At 57.2% G+C, this 15113-nt stretch carries 14 protein-coding genes and 2 tRNA genes; all 16 read left to right on the top strand.

Translation table 11 applies throughout. The annotated features are described in order from the left end of the window. The first annotated feature begins 25 nt into the window (after positions 1 to 25). The 16 genes from JMJ95_RS07765 (at position 26) to JMJ95_RS07840 (ending at position 15018) form a co-directional block, all read left to right on the top strand. Entirely contained in the window at positions 26 to 2566 is a 2541-nt protein-coding gene (locus JMJ95_RS07765; protein WP_290684262.1) for a DNA polymerase, read from the top strand. Positions 2567 to 2645: 79 nt separating this feature from the next. Next, positions 2646 to 3716, top strand: a complete 1071-nt coding sequence (locus JMJ95_RS07770; RefSeq protein WP_290684264.1) for a SurA N-terminal domain-containing protein — start codon at positions 2646 to 2648, stop codon at positions 3714 to 3716. Positions 3717 to 3783: 67 nt separating this feature from the next. Further along, positions 3784 to 3878 (top strand) — tRNA-Ser (locus JMJ95_RS07775). Between the two features lie 14 nt (positions 3879 to 3892). Further along, positions 3893 to 3969, top strand: a tRNA-Arg gene (locus tag JMJ95_RS07780). 158 nt (positions 3970 to 4127) lie between these two features. Further along, on the top strand, positions 4128 to 4325 hold the full coding sequence (locus JMJ95_RS07785) for a hypothetical protein (protein ID WP_290684266.1): 198 nt from the start codon (positions 4128 to 4130) through the stop codon (positions 4323 to 4325). 912 nt (positions 4326 to 5237) lie between these two features. Beyond that, positions 5238 to 7037, top strand: coding sequence for a phosphodiester glycosidase family protein (locus JMJ95_RS07790; RefSeq protein ID WP_290684268.1), 1800 nt, complete (start codon positions 5238 to 5240; stop codon positions 7035 to 7037). 113 nt (positions 7038 to 7150) lie between these two features. Then, positions 7151 to 7648: a hypothetical protein gene (locus JMJ95_RS07795; protein ID WP_290684270.1), complete on the top strand. Its 498-nt coding sequence runs from the start codon at positions 7151 to 7153 to the stop codon at positions 7646 to 7648. Between the two features lie 217 nt (positions 7649 to 7865). After that, a complete protein-coding gene (locus tag JMJ95_RS07800) occupies positions 7866 to 8057 on the top strand; it encodes a 2-hydroxymuconate tautomerase family protein (protein ID WP_290684272.1) in 192 nt (63 codons plus the stop codon). Between the two features lie 22 nt (positions 8058 to 8079). Then, complete coding sequence (locus JMJ95_RS07805; protein WP_290684274.1) at positions 8080 to 8370, top strand: hypothetical protein; 291 nt, start codon at positions 8080 to 8082, stop codon at positions 8368 to 8370. A gap of 13 nt (positions 8371 to 8383) precedes the next feature. Continuing rightward, complete coding sequence (locus JMJ95_RS07810) at positions 8384 to 9322, top strand: ArsA family ATPase (RefSeq protein ID WP_290684276.1); 939 nt, start codon at positions 8384 to 8386, stop codon at positions 9320 to 9322. Further along, positions 9319 to 9777, top strand: a complete 459-nt coding sequence (locus tag JMJ95_RS07815) for a YhcH/YjgK/YiaL family protein (RefSeq protein ID WP_290684279.1) — start codon at positions 9319 to 9321, stop codon at positions 9775 to 9777. The genes JMJ95_RS07810 and JMJ95_RS07815 overlap by 4 nt, the downstream gene beginning before the upstream one ends. Before the next feature lie 4 nt (positions 9778 to 9781). Continuing rightward, complete coding sequence (locus JMJ95_RS07820) at positions 9782 to 11320, top strand: carbon-nitrogen hydrolase family protein (RefSeq protein ID WP_290684282.1); 1539 nt, start codon at positions 9782 to 9784, stop codon at positions 11318 to 11320. Then, positions 11317 to 12936, top strand: a complete 1620-nt coding sequence (pseC, locus tag JMJ95_RS07825) for a UDP-4-amino-4,6-dideoxy-N-acetyl-beta-L-altrosamine transaminase (protein WP_290684284.1) — start codon at positions 11317 to 11319, stop codon at positions 12934 to 12936. Before JMJ95_RS07820 ends, pseC begins: the two co-directional genes overlap by 4 nt. Before the next feature lie 129 nt (positions 12937 to 13065). After that, complete coding sequence (locus JMJ95_RS07830) at positions 13066 to 13473, top strand: OmpH family outer membrane protein (RefSeq protein ID WP_290684286.1); 408 nt, start codon at positions 13066 to 13068, stop codon at positions 13471 to 13473. A 120-nt stretch (positions 13474 to 13593) separates the two neighbouring features. Next, complete coding sequence (locus JMJ95_RS07835; RefSeq protein WP_290684289.1) at positions 13594 to 14427, top strand: HAD family hydrolase; 834 nt, start codon at positions 13594 to 13596, stop codon at positions 14425 to 14427. A 93-nt stretch (positions 14428 to 14520) separates the two neighbouring features. Then, positions 14521 to 15018 carry an adenosine-specific kinase gene (locus JMJ95_RS07840; protein WP_290684292.1) on the top strand — a complete coding sequence of 166 codons (498 nt, stop codon included), beginning with the start codon at positions 14521 to 14523 and terminating at the stop codon, positions 15016 to 15018. Positions 15019 to 15113 lie beyond the last annotated feature (95 nt).

The raw sequence follows: 15113 nt of genomic DNA on the forward strand, positions 1-15113 counted from the left end.
CAAAAAGAAAAAGGATGTGATCCCCATGAAGGGGAAAAAACTGCTTCTCGTCGACGGCCACGGGCTTGCATTCCGTGCCTTCTACGCCCTCCCGGAGCTTACCGCCCCGGACGGCACGCCCACGAACGCCGTGGTCGGTTTTTTCAACATGTTCCAGAAAGTACGGGAAGAATGGAAACCCGACATGTGCGGTGTGGTATTCGACGCCCCCGGCCCCACTTTCCGCCACGAAGCCTACGAAGACTACAAAGCCGGCAGGAAACCCACTCCCCCGGAGTTCAAAGTCCAGCTTCCCCTCATTTTCGAGCTTCTGTCCCTCCTGGGCATACCGGTGGTGGTGCGGCAGGGCGTGGAGGCGGACGACGTTCTCGCCTCCACGGCGTGCACTGCCGCCGCGGAACACCTGGAGACCCTGATTCTTTCATCCGACAAGGACATCCTCCAGATCCTGGGGCCGGGGCTTTCCGTGCTCCGCCCCGGCAAGGGAATCACCTCCTTCAGACGGGTGGACGAACGGAGCTTTGTGGAGGAATACGGCTTCCCTCCTTCGGCCATGACCGACTACCTTGCCCTTCTCGGCGATACTGCGGACAATGTTCCCGGCGTTCCCGGCGTGGGGGAGAAAACAGCAAAGGCTCTTCTCGCTCAGTACGGAAGTCTCGACGGCATCTACGACCGGCTTGAGTCCCTCAAACCGGGGCTGAGGAAAAAATTCGAGGAAAACAGGGAACAGGCCTACCGGAGCAGGGAACTGGTGACTCTTCTCTGCGATACAAAGGAGGATCTCAGGGATTTCCTTCCCGGGGAGGTCGACAGGGAAGGATTCCTGGAAAGATGCAAATCCCTCGGGCTGCAGAAAATAGCCGGGAAGATGATTTCCGGAGAAGGGCGCGAACAGGTAGCGGCGCCTGCCGGTGAACTGCTTTCGAGGGGAAGCGGCGGCGAAAAACGCTCCATTCCTTCCTGGGTTTTTATCCCCGTCATCATCGGCAAATACCCCGTCAGCCTTTCCCTGGAGGAGTTTTACCTTGCCGGGCCTGACGGAGAGACGGCCGGGAAAATCAGCGAAGAAGCCCTTTCGGCCCTGGCCGGAAGGGGAAAAGGAAAGGTCCTGCTACCGGACTACAAGGAGGCTGCGGCCTGTCTTGGAAGCTCATTTCTCCCGCCTTCCTCCGTACTGGATTTCAAGACCGCCCATTACCTTCTGCACCCTGACGGCGGCGTCCATCATCCCGAGGGACTTTTCACCGAGTATGCCTCCCTTTCTCCTGCGGAAAAGGGACGGTTTCTTACCGTCAGGTTCGAGGAACTCGCGGGCGAGATAGCTGACCACGAGGGCCTTTCCACCCTCATGGAGCAGACGGACCTCCCCCTCATTCCTGTCCTCGTTGACATGGAAAGGCACGGCATAGGATGCAGCATCCCCGCTTTCAGCGCTCTCGAGACTGACCTCTCTTCAAGGCTGAAGGGCATTGAGGAGGAAATCACCGCCAGGGGAGGGGAGAAGATCAACCTCAATTCGCCGAAGCAGGTGGCGTGGCTTCTCTTTGAAAAACTGGGACTTCCTGCGGGGAAGACCACCAAGACGGGATACTCCACCGATATTTCTGTCCTCGAGGGGCTTTCCTCCATGGGAAGGCCCTATGACGAGGTTCCCAATCTCCTTATCGAGTACCGTGAGCTGTCGAAGATGCTCTCCGGGTTCGTCCAGCCCCTCGTGAAGGCGGCCCGGGAGGGGGACGGAATCATCCACGGCGTGTTCGAGCCCGCGGTAACCGGAACGGGGCGGCTCAGCAGCAGGGACCCCAATCTCCAGAACCTGCCCTCCTTCGGAGAATGGTCCGGGAGGATAAAAAAAGGACTCCTCCCCACCGGCGAAGGGAATGTTTTCGTGGCGGCGGACTATTCTCAGATCGAACTCCGGGTGCTGGCCCATCTCTGCGGTGACAAGAGGCTGCTGGATGCCTTTGCCCAGGGAAGGGACATCCATACGGAGACGGCGTCCTGGGTTTTCTCCACTGACCCCGCCCTCGTCACGCCGGAGCTTCGCCGGGTGGCGAAAATGATCAACTTCGGGCTGCTCTACGGCATGAGCTCCTTCGGCCTTGCCCAGAGACTGGGCATAGGCCGCCGGGAGGCCTCAGAGATTATCCGCAGGTATTTCGAAGCTTTGCCTGGTGTAAAGGACTACCTGGAAAAGAGTTATGACGATGCCAGGAAGAGAGGATTCGCCCGGACCTTGGCGGGGAGGATACGTCCCCTGGCCGAAGTGTCCGTGAGCCCCAGGGACAGGGATGCCCTGCGGAGGGTGGCCGTAAACACGCCCATCCAGGGAACGGCGGCCGATATCGCAAGGAAGGCCATGGTGGACTTCGCGGCAGCCTTTCCCTCTTCAGGAACGGTCCGCCTTGTCCTCCAGGTTCACGATTCCCTGGTCTGCGAATGCCCCTCAGGCGAGGCGGAAGATGTGAAGCGGTCGCTGGAGGGGATCATGGAGCGGGCGGCGGATCTTGCCGTGCCCCTGAAGGTTGAGTCGAAAACAGGGAGCAGTCTCGCCGAAGTCTGACGTCTCGATTGATCCATACTATGGTAAAATACCCCATTGGAATCCGGAAATCAGAAAGAGAGGAAGATGTCCCTTGTTGATGAGAACCCTGAGGTCTCAGGTCCGCTGGATTATGATCGCCATCGTCGTCCTTTTCGTCCTGTCTATTTTTGGAATGTACGGTTTTAACAGTCCCCGAAGAAGCTCATCCGGCGGTGAAGACTACATCGTTGCAGAAATAGACGGCAAGGCGGTAATGCGCTCCATGCTCGACGAACAGCTCCGCAACTACGTGCAGAGGGCGAACATCGGGGATGTAACCTCGGCTGACCTGCCCCGTCTCTACCAGGCGGCTCTGGAGAACATCGCCCTTGTCTCACGGCTCGCGAAGGAAGCCGAAGAATCCGGGCTGAAGGCGACGGAGGAGGAAATCGATGCCGCCGTGAAGGAAATCAGCGAACAGTTCCCCACCAAGGAAGCCTTCATGCAGTATCTTGACCGTTCCGGGATCAAGATGAGCGCCTTTCGTGAGAGCATAGCCCAGCAGGTCGTCCAGAAGAAGCTCATGGAAAAGGCCGTCGGTACTCCCGAGGTGAAGGACGAGGAAGTGAAGGATTTCTACGAGAAGCTGAAGCTTCCTTTCTTCCATTCACCCGCAGGGTACTCCATGGATTTCATCCGACTGAAGACGAAGGAAGAAGCCGACAAGCTTCTTGCCCTCCTCGCCGAAGGGAAGGAATGGAAAGAGGCCGTGGATACCGTGACATCCGATGACGTGATCGAGAAGACCCCGGAAAGCGGGCCTGTCTTCGTCCCCGAGTCCAGTTTCAGGGACGTCCTGGCCCCCCTGGCGGACATTGCCGTCGGCGAGGTGAGCCCCGCGGTGGAGATCGCAAGCAACGACATCCTCATCGCCGTGAAGCGTGGAAAGGTAGAGGAGAAAACCGCTCCTTTCGAAGAAGTCAGCGGCGACGTGAAGTCCCTCCTTACGGAAGAAAAGAGTCGGGAAGCCCAGTCCAATTTCTTCAGGGGACTCAGGGAAAGGGTAAACATCGTCATTCACGACCACGACCTTTTCCCCAAGCCTGAGGCAAAGACTGAAGAACCTGCCCCTTCGCAGGAAAAGAGCGGCGATGTTCAGGTTCCCGCAGGCGGAGAAGAGAAGAAGTAAGCTGACAGACATTTTTGAGGCTATTGACATAAGTTTCGTACCTTAATAGAATAGACTCCGCGATTGTGGTGGGTTGGCCGAGTAGGCTGAAGGCACTCGCCTGCTAAGCGAGTAGGGGGGCTTAAACCTCCCTCGAGGGTTCGAATCCCTCACCCACCGCCATCAACAACCGACAGGCGCCGGTAGCTCAGATGGATAGAGCGGCGGTCTACGGAACCGCAGGTCACGAGTTCGAATCTTGTCCGGCGCGCCACTGGATATCAAGGCCTCCCGTAGTTATACGGGAAGCCGTTTTTTTTACCCGTACTCAATATGTACTCACCTAATTCGTATGAGTGTGAAAGCCTAGGTAATTTTTTCTTGACTCTAAACAAGGGGTAAGATTCTCTTCTTTCGAAAGAGGGGATAGGGATGAATAGGACCGACTTCCTTTTTGCAAGCCCGAGTTTCATTGGTGGGATGGCAGCAGTTTTGGATATGGGGGCGACCCTTACCATCTATAACGAATCAAAAACTCCAGAAGAGGCTGATGCCAAGGCAATTGCCTGTGATTGGCGTGTTGTCGGAAACGATATTAAATCTGCTATGAAATCGTTTGATGGCAAATAAGCCTCCACCACAAAAGCCAACATCCCAAATCGTACATAATCGTACATCAAGAGGCCTTTTATAGTGGACCTCTTCCTTTACCCTAAATCCGCGCCCCAGCGGGGAGTGTCACCGGGGAACGCTTGGGCGGGGGGTGCAGATTGTCGTCCTTGACAACTGCCCAAGCGATCAACACGGCTCCCTGCGTTCGCCGGTTGCCTGCTTGTGAAACCGACATCCGTGTCGGTTTCTCGGCCCGGGCGCTGTCCCCCAGGGGATAATCTCTTCGCCCCTGGGGGGCGAATTCACCTTATGCCCGGCGACACTCCCTCTGCCTGAAAAACCTGCGGATTTAGGTTTACCAGAGATACTTGCAAAGTCTGATGAAATTGTTCCAGGAGCCGCAAGATCGAATTATTGTAATGGCTGAGAACCAGAGTGCTCACAGGATCACAATAGAAAAACAAGTTGTTTCCTCGCGGGCAAGGGATAGTACTGCTGGTATTATTTGCGCTCTAATTGTGTCTGTGGTAACAATTACCGTGGGTGGTTTGGTTATATTACATGGGTACCCGTTCTCCGGTACTTTTTTAAGTTCATCGGGCCTGGCAAGTTTGGTCGGAGCGTTTATTTTCGGAACCCGTTCAAACCGGGAAGAAGGAGAAAAGAAAATGCAAGGGAAATAACCTATTCCTTAAAAGGAACGGCCCTCGTTTTGGGGGCCGTTTTTTGTTCCTTTTTACCTATAGTGTCCCCTTCACCGCAATCAAATCGCGACTGGGAATGGCATTTAAGAACTGCCATCAATATTCCCCAGATACCGGATCCGCCTTTTTTCGTATATCCTCCGCACCTGCCGTCTGTTATACTTCGTTGCGAATCCGGCTGAAATGAACCCGTCCGAAACGAGCTGTTCATTCAAGGAGAATACCCATGTCCCTCAGAAATACCACTTTTTTCGGCCTCCGTTCCTATTCGTACCGCGCTCTGAAAAAGAGTTCCGTTGTTGTGCTCCTCATCTTGGTCCTTCTGTTTGCCGGAGAAGCTTTTGGAGCCCAGACCGTTCGAAAGGACGCGTTCATAACCCAGCTTTTCCAGGCGAGAGGCTTTGCAGCTCCAGAAGGTGAAAAAAACATGGTCAGGGTGGCCCTCGAACTCGATTTGATCCCTGTTCCGGAGGGAAGGCTCGATGCCCCGATCACCATGAAGGAAGCCATCGTATTCGCCGTCCACAGCCTGGGGCTTGCCTCCGTTGCCGATGTTCTCTCAGGGGCGCCTCTGCCCTTCCGGGATGTGGGAAGCCTGAAGCCTCTCGAAAGGGGATACCTGGCGGCCGCCCTGAACATGAATCCCCCCTTGCTGAAAAAAGGGGTTACCGCTTTCGGCCCCTCGAAAAAGGTTACCCCGAAGGAGGCGCAGAATATCGCCGCCATCGTCCGGGCTGCCGGGAAAGGTCTGTCCCTCTCCGTGAAGTATTCCCCAGTGAAGGGAATGACGGTGCAGGTGCACAGGGAAGGACTCCACGACCGGCCACCGAAGTGGCGGGCGGCGGCCGACGGTTTCGAATCCAGGGAGGAGGCGGAACTGTTCCGGGATGCCCTGGCCGGCAAGGGGGTCAAGGGAACGGTGGACAGCCGGAACTACGACTGGCGGGTCAGGTCTGCTCTTTTCGACACCTACGGGCCCATCCGGGACTTCCTGGCCGCCTGCGAAAGCCTCGGCAGGAAAGGGGTGGTTTTTGCCTCGCCCGTAAGCTGGGACACTCCGGGGGCTCCCCGGTTCTGGATAATGGTCATACTGGACCCCGCCCGGTTCGACATCCGACCCGTCTTGGCTCCGGAAGGCCTGTACACCCTTGCTCCCCTCAGCTCTATGACCACGGGAGCCATAGCAGCCATCAACGGCGGGTATTTCAGCATCAGCGGCAAGGAGCGGGGAGCACCCATCGGCGCCATCATCGAGAGGGGCGTCATGGTGAATCCTCCCTATAAAGGGAGGACCGTTCTCGCCTGGAACGGGAAGAACCAGGCTGCCTTCGGCCGGATGGAATGGAGAGCCGAAGTGCATTTTCCCGGCGGCGGGTTCATGGATGTCACCGGCCTGAACAGGACGGTCAGAGGAGACGGCGTGGTGATCTTTACCAGGCATTTCGGTGAATGTACCCCGGTATTTCCCGGTCCCGTGGTGGAGGTCGTCCTCGACGGCGATATCTGCACGGAGGTCCGGCGGGAGGGAGGGGGTCCCATTCCTTCGGGGAAACGGGTCCTTGCCGTCTACGGCACCCCGGCCCGTTTCGCCGAAACCATAGTCCCGGGGGACCGTATCAGAATCGTCCAGACGGTGAATGACGGGGATCCCTATTGGACATCCATGACCAATGCCATCCAGGGAGGTCCCTTCCTTGTGCGAAAGGGCGCCCTTTCCATGGAAACGGAAAATCTCAACGATTCCATAGTGAACAAGCGCCATCCGAGGTCTGTCATAGGCCTCACAGGCAAAGGCCAGTGGTTTTTCTTCGTCGGTGACGGCCGCAATGCGGTCCACAGCGTGGGCTTCACCCTTGCGGAAACGGCGGAGTTATTGAAGAAAAACGGTGTGTCCTACGCTCTGAACCTCGACGGCGGCGGCTCTTCAACCCTCTATGCGGGAGGGAGGATCATGAACGTTCTCTCCGATGGAAGGGAAAGGCCTGTAAGCTACGGCATCGGTGCTTTCCCGAAGGGAGGGAACTGACGGGAAAACTGAAAATGTGAATAATCCCGTGGAGAAAAACCGAATATGCCGTTTTATGGTAGACTACACGACACAAGAAAAGAAAAAAATACGGAAGGAGTTGTACCAGTCAAATGAAAAAACAGTTCCGCCCTATCACCCTTTTTGTTCTCGCACTTCTCGCCCTTGTACTCTCGGTTTCCGCGGCTTTCGCATCGGCAGCCCCCCAGCCGGTAAACTTAGGTCAGGATGTAAACAAGATGCAGTGGTACCTTGTGAACTACGGCAAGAACGATGACGGCTACTTTGCCTGTACTCGGAAATACTACACCAACCCCGAAGAGAAGAAAAAGACCGTCGATCTCATCGTGGAGAAATTCGCCATCGACCAGGAGACCGCTTCCGGTCTCTACTTCACCGAGTATGGCTACGTGTATTCCGCCGACGGCAAGGACTTTGCCGTCACCTACATCAAACATTACGACATGGTGGGCAACGTGATCAAGTCCACGGAATACGACGCCGCCGGCAGGGAGTTCGTCAAGATGTCCAAGGAAATGATTCCCTTCAAGGCTTATCCCTACGCCACCGGCGAGCTTCCCGCAAAGAAGCCTGCTCCGAAGAAGAAGTAGTTCCAGTATGCAACGGCCCGGCCTTGAGCCGGGCTTTTTTTTCCTAAATCCGCCGGCAGCGTCACCGATGCCGGCTTGGGCCGGGGGGGCGAATTTACCTTATGTTCGGAGCGACACTCCCTCTGACTGAAAAGTTTGCTGATTTAGGATTATGCCTTCCGTTGCGTTTCATCCTGAAATACAGTAATCTTCAATGAAAGAAGAGGAGGCGGTTTCCATGCCCATAGTCAATATCTACATGTTCGAAGGACGTTCCGTGGATCAGAAAAGAAAACTCGCCGCAGAGGTGACCGATGCGATCTGCAGGGCTCTGGACGTGGGGCGGGACGTGGTCAGGATAATGATCAACGATATGCCCAGGGAGAACATGGCTGTTGCCGGAGTGCTGAATATCGACAAGGGGAAATAGCTCCCTTCCGGGACGGAATGTCATGAATAAATTCCTTAAAGCACTCCGCACGGGGTGGGATTTTTTCGTGCTCTTCAACCATGGTACGTTCGTTGACAAGCGGATGGCCGTTGTCCGAAAAGAGGCCTTCGACATCAACGACAATCTCATGCTGCTTCTGTTCGGTGATTTCCTCGGCATACCGAACCCCATGTCCTATTACATGCTCGAACTTCTTCCGTACGTGGCGGACGATCTGGAACCCTGGGAACGGAGGATCCAGAACAGAAAGTTCATCATCGCCGAAAAGGCCGCCCAATATGATTTCGACTGAGGTGAAGCGGACCATGAAACAATTTACGTTCTTTGGAGGAAAGGGCGGCACAGGGAAGACTTCCTGCGCTGCTTCCTACTCTCTTTCACTGGCTGCGCGGGGGATGCGGACCTTCGTGGTCTCCACGGATCCGGCCCACTCCCTCGCCGACGCTTTCAACAAGCCCATCGGCTTCCAGACGGCTCCCCTGGCCCCGAACCTCTGGGGCCTCGAGATCGATGCCGAGGTGGAGGCGAAAAAGTACATGAAATCGATCCAGGACAAGATGCTCGACTTGGTCAGCGCGGCAATCGTGGACGAGATCAAGCGGCAGATCGAGATCGCCTACATGTCTCCCGGAGCCGAGGAGGCGGCTATCTTCGACAAGTTCATCGAGCTCATGGAATCTGTGGGTAGGGACTATGACGCCATAGTATTCGATACCGCTCCTACCGGTCATACTCTCAGGCTTTTGACCCTTCCCGAAATTCTCGGCGCCTGGATTGAACATCTCATAGAGAAACGGCAGAAAGCCATGAACCTGATGAAAATGGCGGCCAGATACGACAAGCCTCTGGCCGAGCGGATAGCCGACGACCCCATCATCCGGACCCTTACGGCCCGGAAGGACAAGTTTGCCCTGGCGAGGAAATACCTCACCGACCGCGAAACCTCGGTATTCTACTTCGTGCTGAACCCGGAGAAGCTCCCCATCCTGGAAACGGCCAGGGCGGTGGAGCTTCTTTCAAGGCACGGAATTGCCGTGGGCGGCGTGGTGGTGAACAAAGTTATTCCTCCCGATGCGGGGCCTTTTCTCGAGAAGAAGCGGCTTTCCCAGGAAGGATACCTCCGGGAGATACGAAGCCGTTTTTCCTCCATGACTATCGTCGAGCTTCCCATGCTGGACGACGATATCCAGGGAATGGACCAGCTTCAGAGGATTTCCGCCCTGATGGGGGGACTTGATTCATGATAACGGACACCCTGGACAGGCTTGGCACCTATTATTGCCTCGGCGGCAGCCTCGGAAGGTCTCTGGAATATCTCGCGTCCCGGCCTCTGGAGTCCCTGCCGGAGGGACGAACGGACATCGAAGGGGATGATGCTTTTCTGCTCGTCCAGGTGAGAGAAACCCGGTCCTCCTCCGAGGAACCCTTCGAGACCCACAGGAAGTACGCCGACATCCACATAGCCCTCGAGGGAGAGGAGTGGGTGGGCTATGCCCCCGAGGCTGACCTCGAACCTCTGTCCGGCTATTCTGCAGAGGAGGACTGCCGTACCTATTCCGGAGACGGCGTTTTCTTTCGGGGGGGACCCGACAGATTTTTCATCTTCTTTCCCTGGGACGGTCACAAGGGATGCATAACCATGGGAGCAGGCGGCCGGGTTAGGAAAATAGTGGTCAAGGCGGCCCTTGAAGGAAGGTGAAGCCTTGAAGATCGGGTGTGTTCAGTCCAGAGCCCTGGATGTGTCCAGGTGGAAAGAAGCTCTTGACCGGGCGCTTGTGCTGGCGGACGAGGCTGTTGCCGGAGGGGCGGAACTCGTACTCATGCCGGAGGCCCTTTTCCCTGCATACTACCTCGGCGGTGAGGATCCGGCAGCATCGTGGCGGGAAGCCGACCCCAGGCCGGTTTTCTCCGGCTACGCCGCCAACCGGAGAATTCATCTCGCTGCGGGGCTCGTTCTGGAGGAAGGGGGGGCCCTGTTCAACGGGGCGGTCCTCTGGGGGCCGGACGGGGGGGAGCTGCTGCGGACCTTCAAGTCGAACCTCTGGCATTTCGATGGGCGGTATGTCCTGCCGGGGAGCTCCTTTCCCGTGGCGGATACGGAATTCGGCCGAGTGGGCATGATGGTCTGCGCCGACGGACGGATTCCAGAGATCAGCCGCATTCTTGCCCTGAAGGGGGCGAGGCTGATTCTCGACCTGACAAACCTTACTTCTACGGGGCGAAACAGGGATACCCTGTCCAATCCCCAGCTTGAATACATGCTGCCCGCCCGGGCTGCGGAAAATGGGGTATGGATCGCCGTGGCCGACAAGGTGGGGCTCGAGGCGGAAACCGTACTGAACTGCGGCGGCAGCCGCCTGATCGACCCGCTGGGGAATGTCGTTGCGTCCCTGGATTCGTCGGCGGAAGGCGTTCTGGTGGCCGAGGCCGACCTGGAGGCCCCCCGTCCGCCGATGCCCGGACGTACCCCGAAGCTCTATTCCATTCTCACGGCGGACACGGTTTTCACCGGCGCCTACCTCGCCCAGTTCGATCCCCTGACCTCTGCAGGGGACGAGGTGTTCGCCGCTCTGTGCCGGTTCACTGCCGCCGGGCGGGAGGAATTTCTCGAAAAGGCGTCCCGTTTTCTTGTGCGGGCGGCGGACCAGGGGAACAGACTGGTCTGCCTGCCCTTCATGGAGGAGGAAGGATGCAGCGGGGTTGCGGAAAAACTCTCCTGCCTTCTTGCTGGAAGCGACGTCATCGCAGTACTGAGCGGTCCGGCAAGGGAGGGCAGGGAAACCGTCGTGTTTTCAGCGGACGGTGTGATCGGCCGTTTTTCCGGGGAAATGTTCGAGCCTCTGGATACACCTGTCGGAAGGATTGGCGCGGTTTGCGGGGATGAGGGCTGGAACCCTGAACCGGTGCGATGCTTCATGCTCGGAGGAGCGGAAGTGGCGGTGTGGTACGGGGACGGGATCCGTCCCCGGGAGACATCCGTTAAGATTGCCCGCACCAGGGCTGCGGAGAACAGGATTTTCCTGCTGTATTTTCACGGCGGTGATGATGTTCTTGTCGCCGGTCCTTCCGGCGCGGTGCTGGCGGAGGCCCTCGATGGAGGGGACCAGGCGGTGTCCGCCATGATCCGGAGGTCAGAAAGCCGCGGAAAAACAGTGGTGCCCGGGACGAACATCGTTTCCGGCAGGCTGCCCTCAGCCTATGGCGACCTCGTCGCCGATGAAGGTTATTCAGGCTCTCCATGAACGACAGGGATGAACGGTTCATGGCCCTGGCCCTGGAAGAAGCGGAAGCAGCCGCCGGGCGGGGAGACGTTCCCATCGCCGCCCTGGTGGTGCGGGACGGAGAGGTACTTTCCACCGGAAGCAACCGGAAAGAAAAGGATCCGACGGCCCATGCGGAAATCCTTGCCCTTCGGGGAGCGGCGGAGGCCATGGGATCCTGGAAGCTCCGGGGGTGTACCCTTTACGTGACCGTGGAACCCTGTCCCATGTGCGCCGGGGCCCTCGTTCTGGCCAGGGTTGACCGTCTTGTCTACGGATGCGCCGATCCCAGGGCCGGGGCGTGCGGTACCCTGTACGACATCGTCCGCGATTCGAGGCTCAATCACAGGTGCGTTGTCCGAAGGGGAGTTCTGGAGGGGGAGTGCGCCCGGCTCCTCACGAATTATTTCCTTGAACGCAGAAAGAGCCGCTTTTCAGGCGGCGGTGAAGAAAGGGTGAAGGAAATGAAATTTCTGTCCTATGGTCATCAATATATCGATGAAGAAGACATACAGGCCGTTGTCGGGGTGCTCCGGGGTGACTGGCTCACCCAGGGGCCGTCGGTGGACGCTTTTGAAAAAACATTCGCCGGGTATGTGGGGACCCGCCATGCCGTGGCCTTCGCCAACGGCACTGCCGCCCTCCACGGGGCCTATTTCGCGGCAGGAGTGGGACCGGGAGACGAAGTGATCACTTCTCCCATGACCTTTGCGGCTACGAGCAACGCCGCCCTCTATCTCGGGGGGACCGTCCGCTTTGCGGATATGGATCCGTCCACCCTTTGCCTTGATCCTAAACAGGCCAGGGAGATGATTTCTTCCAGGACGAAAGTGATCGCCCCGGTGAGCTACGCGGGCTATCCGGCCGACCTGGCCGCCTTTCGGGAAGCGGCGGGAGAGTGCGGCGCCGTCATCGTCGAGGATGCATGCCATGCCCTCGGCGCGAGGAGAGGAAAGATTCCCGTGGGAAAGGAGGCGGACCTCACCGCCTTCAGCTTTCACCCGGTGAAGCACATCACCACCGGCGAGGGGGGAATGGTCACCACCGATTCTGACGAATATGCCGAACGGCTCCGGCTTTTTCGTACCCACGGCATCACGAAGGACCCGTCGAAAATGGAAGGGAAACCCGACGGGCCATGGTCCACAGAGATGCAGGCTCTCGGCTTCAACTACAGGCTGAGCGATATCCACGCCGCCCTGGGACTGAGCCAGATGAAGAAGCTCGACCGTTTCGTGAACCGAAGAAAGGAGATCGCATCCCTTTACGACGGTCTTTTCTCTTCTGTACCGGGCCTGGAAATCCCTCCCCGCAACGAGGGGCATGCCTATCATCTCTATCCTCTCCAGGTACCGGCGGAACGGCGGAAGGAATTTATCCTGAAACTGAAAGAGAGAAGCATCGGGGGAATGGTTCACTACCCGCCGGTGCATCTCCATCCATACTACAGGAAGAATTTCGGCTGGAAGCAGGGTGATTTTCCCCGGGCGGAGGCCTTCTATTCCAGGGAGATAAGTCTTCCCATGTATTACGGGCTGACAGACGACGACGTAGAACGGGTGGGGGAGGAAATACGCCGCATCGCCGAAGCCAGGTGATATACCCGTAAATTTACCTGGACTTTCGTGCGGATTACCGCTACAATCTCAACCGTGTCAGATATTTCAGCGACGTATCGAGGGGGTAGTTGTATGTTTTCTGTTAAGCGTTTGGGAGTTTTTCTTTTAATGGCGGTTCTTTTCGTCGTCTTTACTTCCGTCGTGGAAGCAGCCGAGGAAAAAATCGGCGTGATCGATTCCCAGAAGATCGTTTTCCAGCATCCGAAATTCGAGGCCGTGACGAAGCAGCTTCAGCAGATAAGTAAGACGAAGGAAAACGAGATGAAGCTAGCCGTTGACAAGGAAACCGACCAGAACAAGAAAGCCCAGATTTTCAACACGAAAAGGAACGAGCTTGCCCAGGAAGAGCAGCGGCTCATGCAGCCTATCTTCAAAGAGGCCGAGCTTGCGGTCCGTACCGTTGCGAAGATCAAGAATGTGACCGTGGTCATCGAGAAGTCGGCGGTCTACTTCGGCGGCATCGATATTACCGATGACGTGATCCAGGAGCTCAAGAAAAACGCGGCGAAGAAATAGAATCGGAATTGACCCTCATACCGCTTCGGCGGCCATGAGGAAGCAGAGAATGACGGAGGCTGGCCTCCCCCGCGAACGGGGGTCGTCCCGGTCTCCTTTTTTCTTTTGGAGAGTGAGATAATGGCATTGAAACTGCTTGTGACAGATATTGACGAAACCCTTTCCCGGGGAGAGACCGTGTCCCCCGAGGTGGAGCTTGCCTGCGCCCGCCTGCGGGAAAATGGCTGGAGCCTCATGGTGGCCACGGGAAGAATTCTTGCAACGGCGATTTCGCATATCAGGGCGATCGGCTCCTCCCTTCCCGCCATAGTCTATGACGGGGGCAGGGTGATGGACCCCCTCAGCGGAAAGGCTCTATACGAGACCCCCATGGATCCCGCCCTTGCCCTGGAAATCGTCTCGGCAGGGTGGCACCACCCCGTGGAACTCCAGATCATCGGAGACGAGAGGGCCTTTTGCCGGCACAGCGACGTGATGACCAGTGACTTTTTCGCCGCTTCCGGAGTTCCGGTGGATAATACCATGGAAAGCCCCTCTTCCCCTTCCATGGTGTACAGGGTGATTTTCCATGGCGTTCCCGGCTGTATCAGAACCCTCCAGCACGAACTGAAAAGCCGGTTCTCAGGCAGAGCGGAGGTGGTTCAGGCGGGAGGAAGCTTTCTTGACATCCTGCCTGCGGGAGTATCCAAGGGAGCGGCCCTGGCCTCCTGGATCGAAACCCTCCCGGAGCGGCCGGAACTGGTTGTGGCGGCGGGTGACCATCACAACGACCTGGAGCTTCTCGCTTCGGCCCATATCGCGGCCGTCCCTGAAGACGCGGCAGAGGAAGTACTGAAAGTCGCCCATGTCATCATGCCGTCGGTGGCCCGGCATGGATTCGCGGCCCTGTCGGACTGGCTGCTGGAGTGGGAAGGGAGCCGTTACGAAATCGCCTCCCCTGTTGTATTATTATAGAGACACCTTTCCCTTTGCAGGAAAAGAAAACACGTTCCTGTCAAAAACAGAGTTCGTAAATCAGCGGCACATTACACGAGGAGGGAAACAGCCATGCCGGAAATCACCAGGTGGTCCCTTGTGCAGCTAGAGTTCCCCGAGGACTGCAATATCATCCTTGGGCAGAGCCACTTTATCAAGACCGTGGAAGATCTTTTCGAAGCCCTCGTAACATCTTCGCCTTCTCTTCGTTTCGGAATCGCTTTCTGTGAAGCTTCGGGAGACTGCCTCATCCGGAAAGACGGAAATGATGATGATCTGGTGGCTGTGGCCACGGCGAACGCGGAAAAAACAGCCTGCGGCCATTCTTTCGTTGTGGTTCTCCGAAACGGGTATCCCATCAACGTTCTCAACAGGATCAAGGACTGCCAGGAAGTCTGCCGTATTTTCGCCGCCACGGCGAACCCCATCCAGGTGATCGTGTGCGAGAGCGACCAGGGGAGAGGCATCGCGGGAGTCATCGACGGGTATGTTCCCAGGGGGGTGGAAAACGGTGAGGATGCGGAAAAAAGAAAGAACCTTCTCCGTTCGGTCATCGGCTACAAAAGGTAATCCTCCCGAGCTCCGGTCTGCATGATGCAGTTAAAAAATTTTCTGCTCCTTCTCCTGCTCCTGCCGTTTTTTCTTTTCCCCCGCCCGGTTCATGC

Source organism: Aminivibrio sp. (assembly GCF_016756745.1).
In the GTDB taxonomy this organism is placed as follows: Bacteria; Synergistota; Synergistia; order Synergistales; family Aminobacteriaceae; genus Aminivibrio.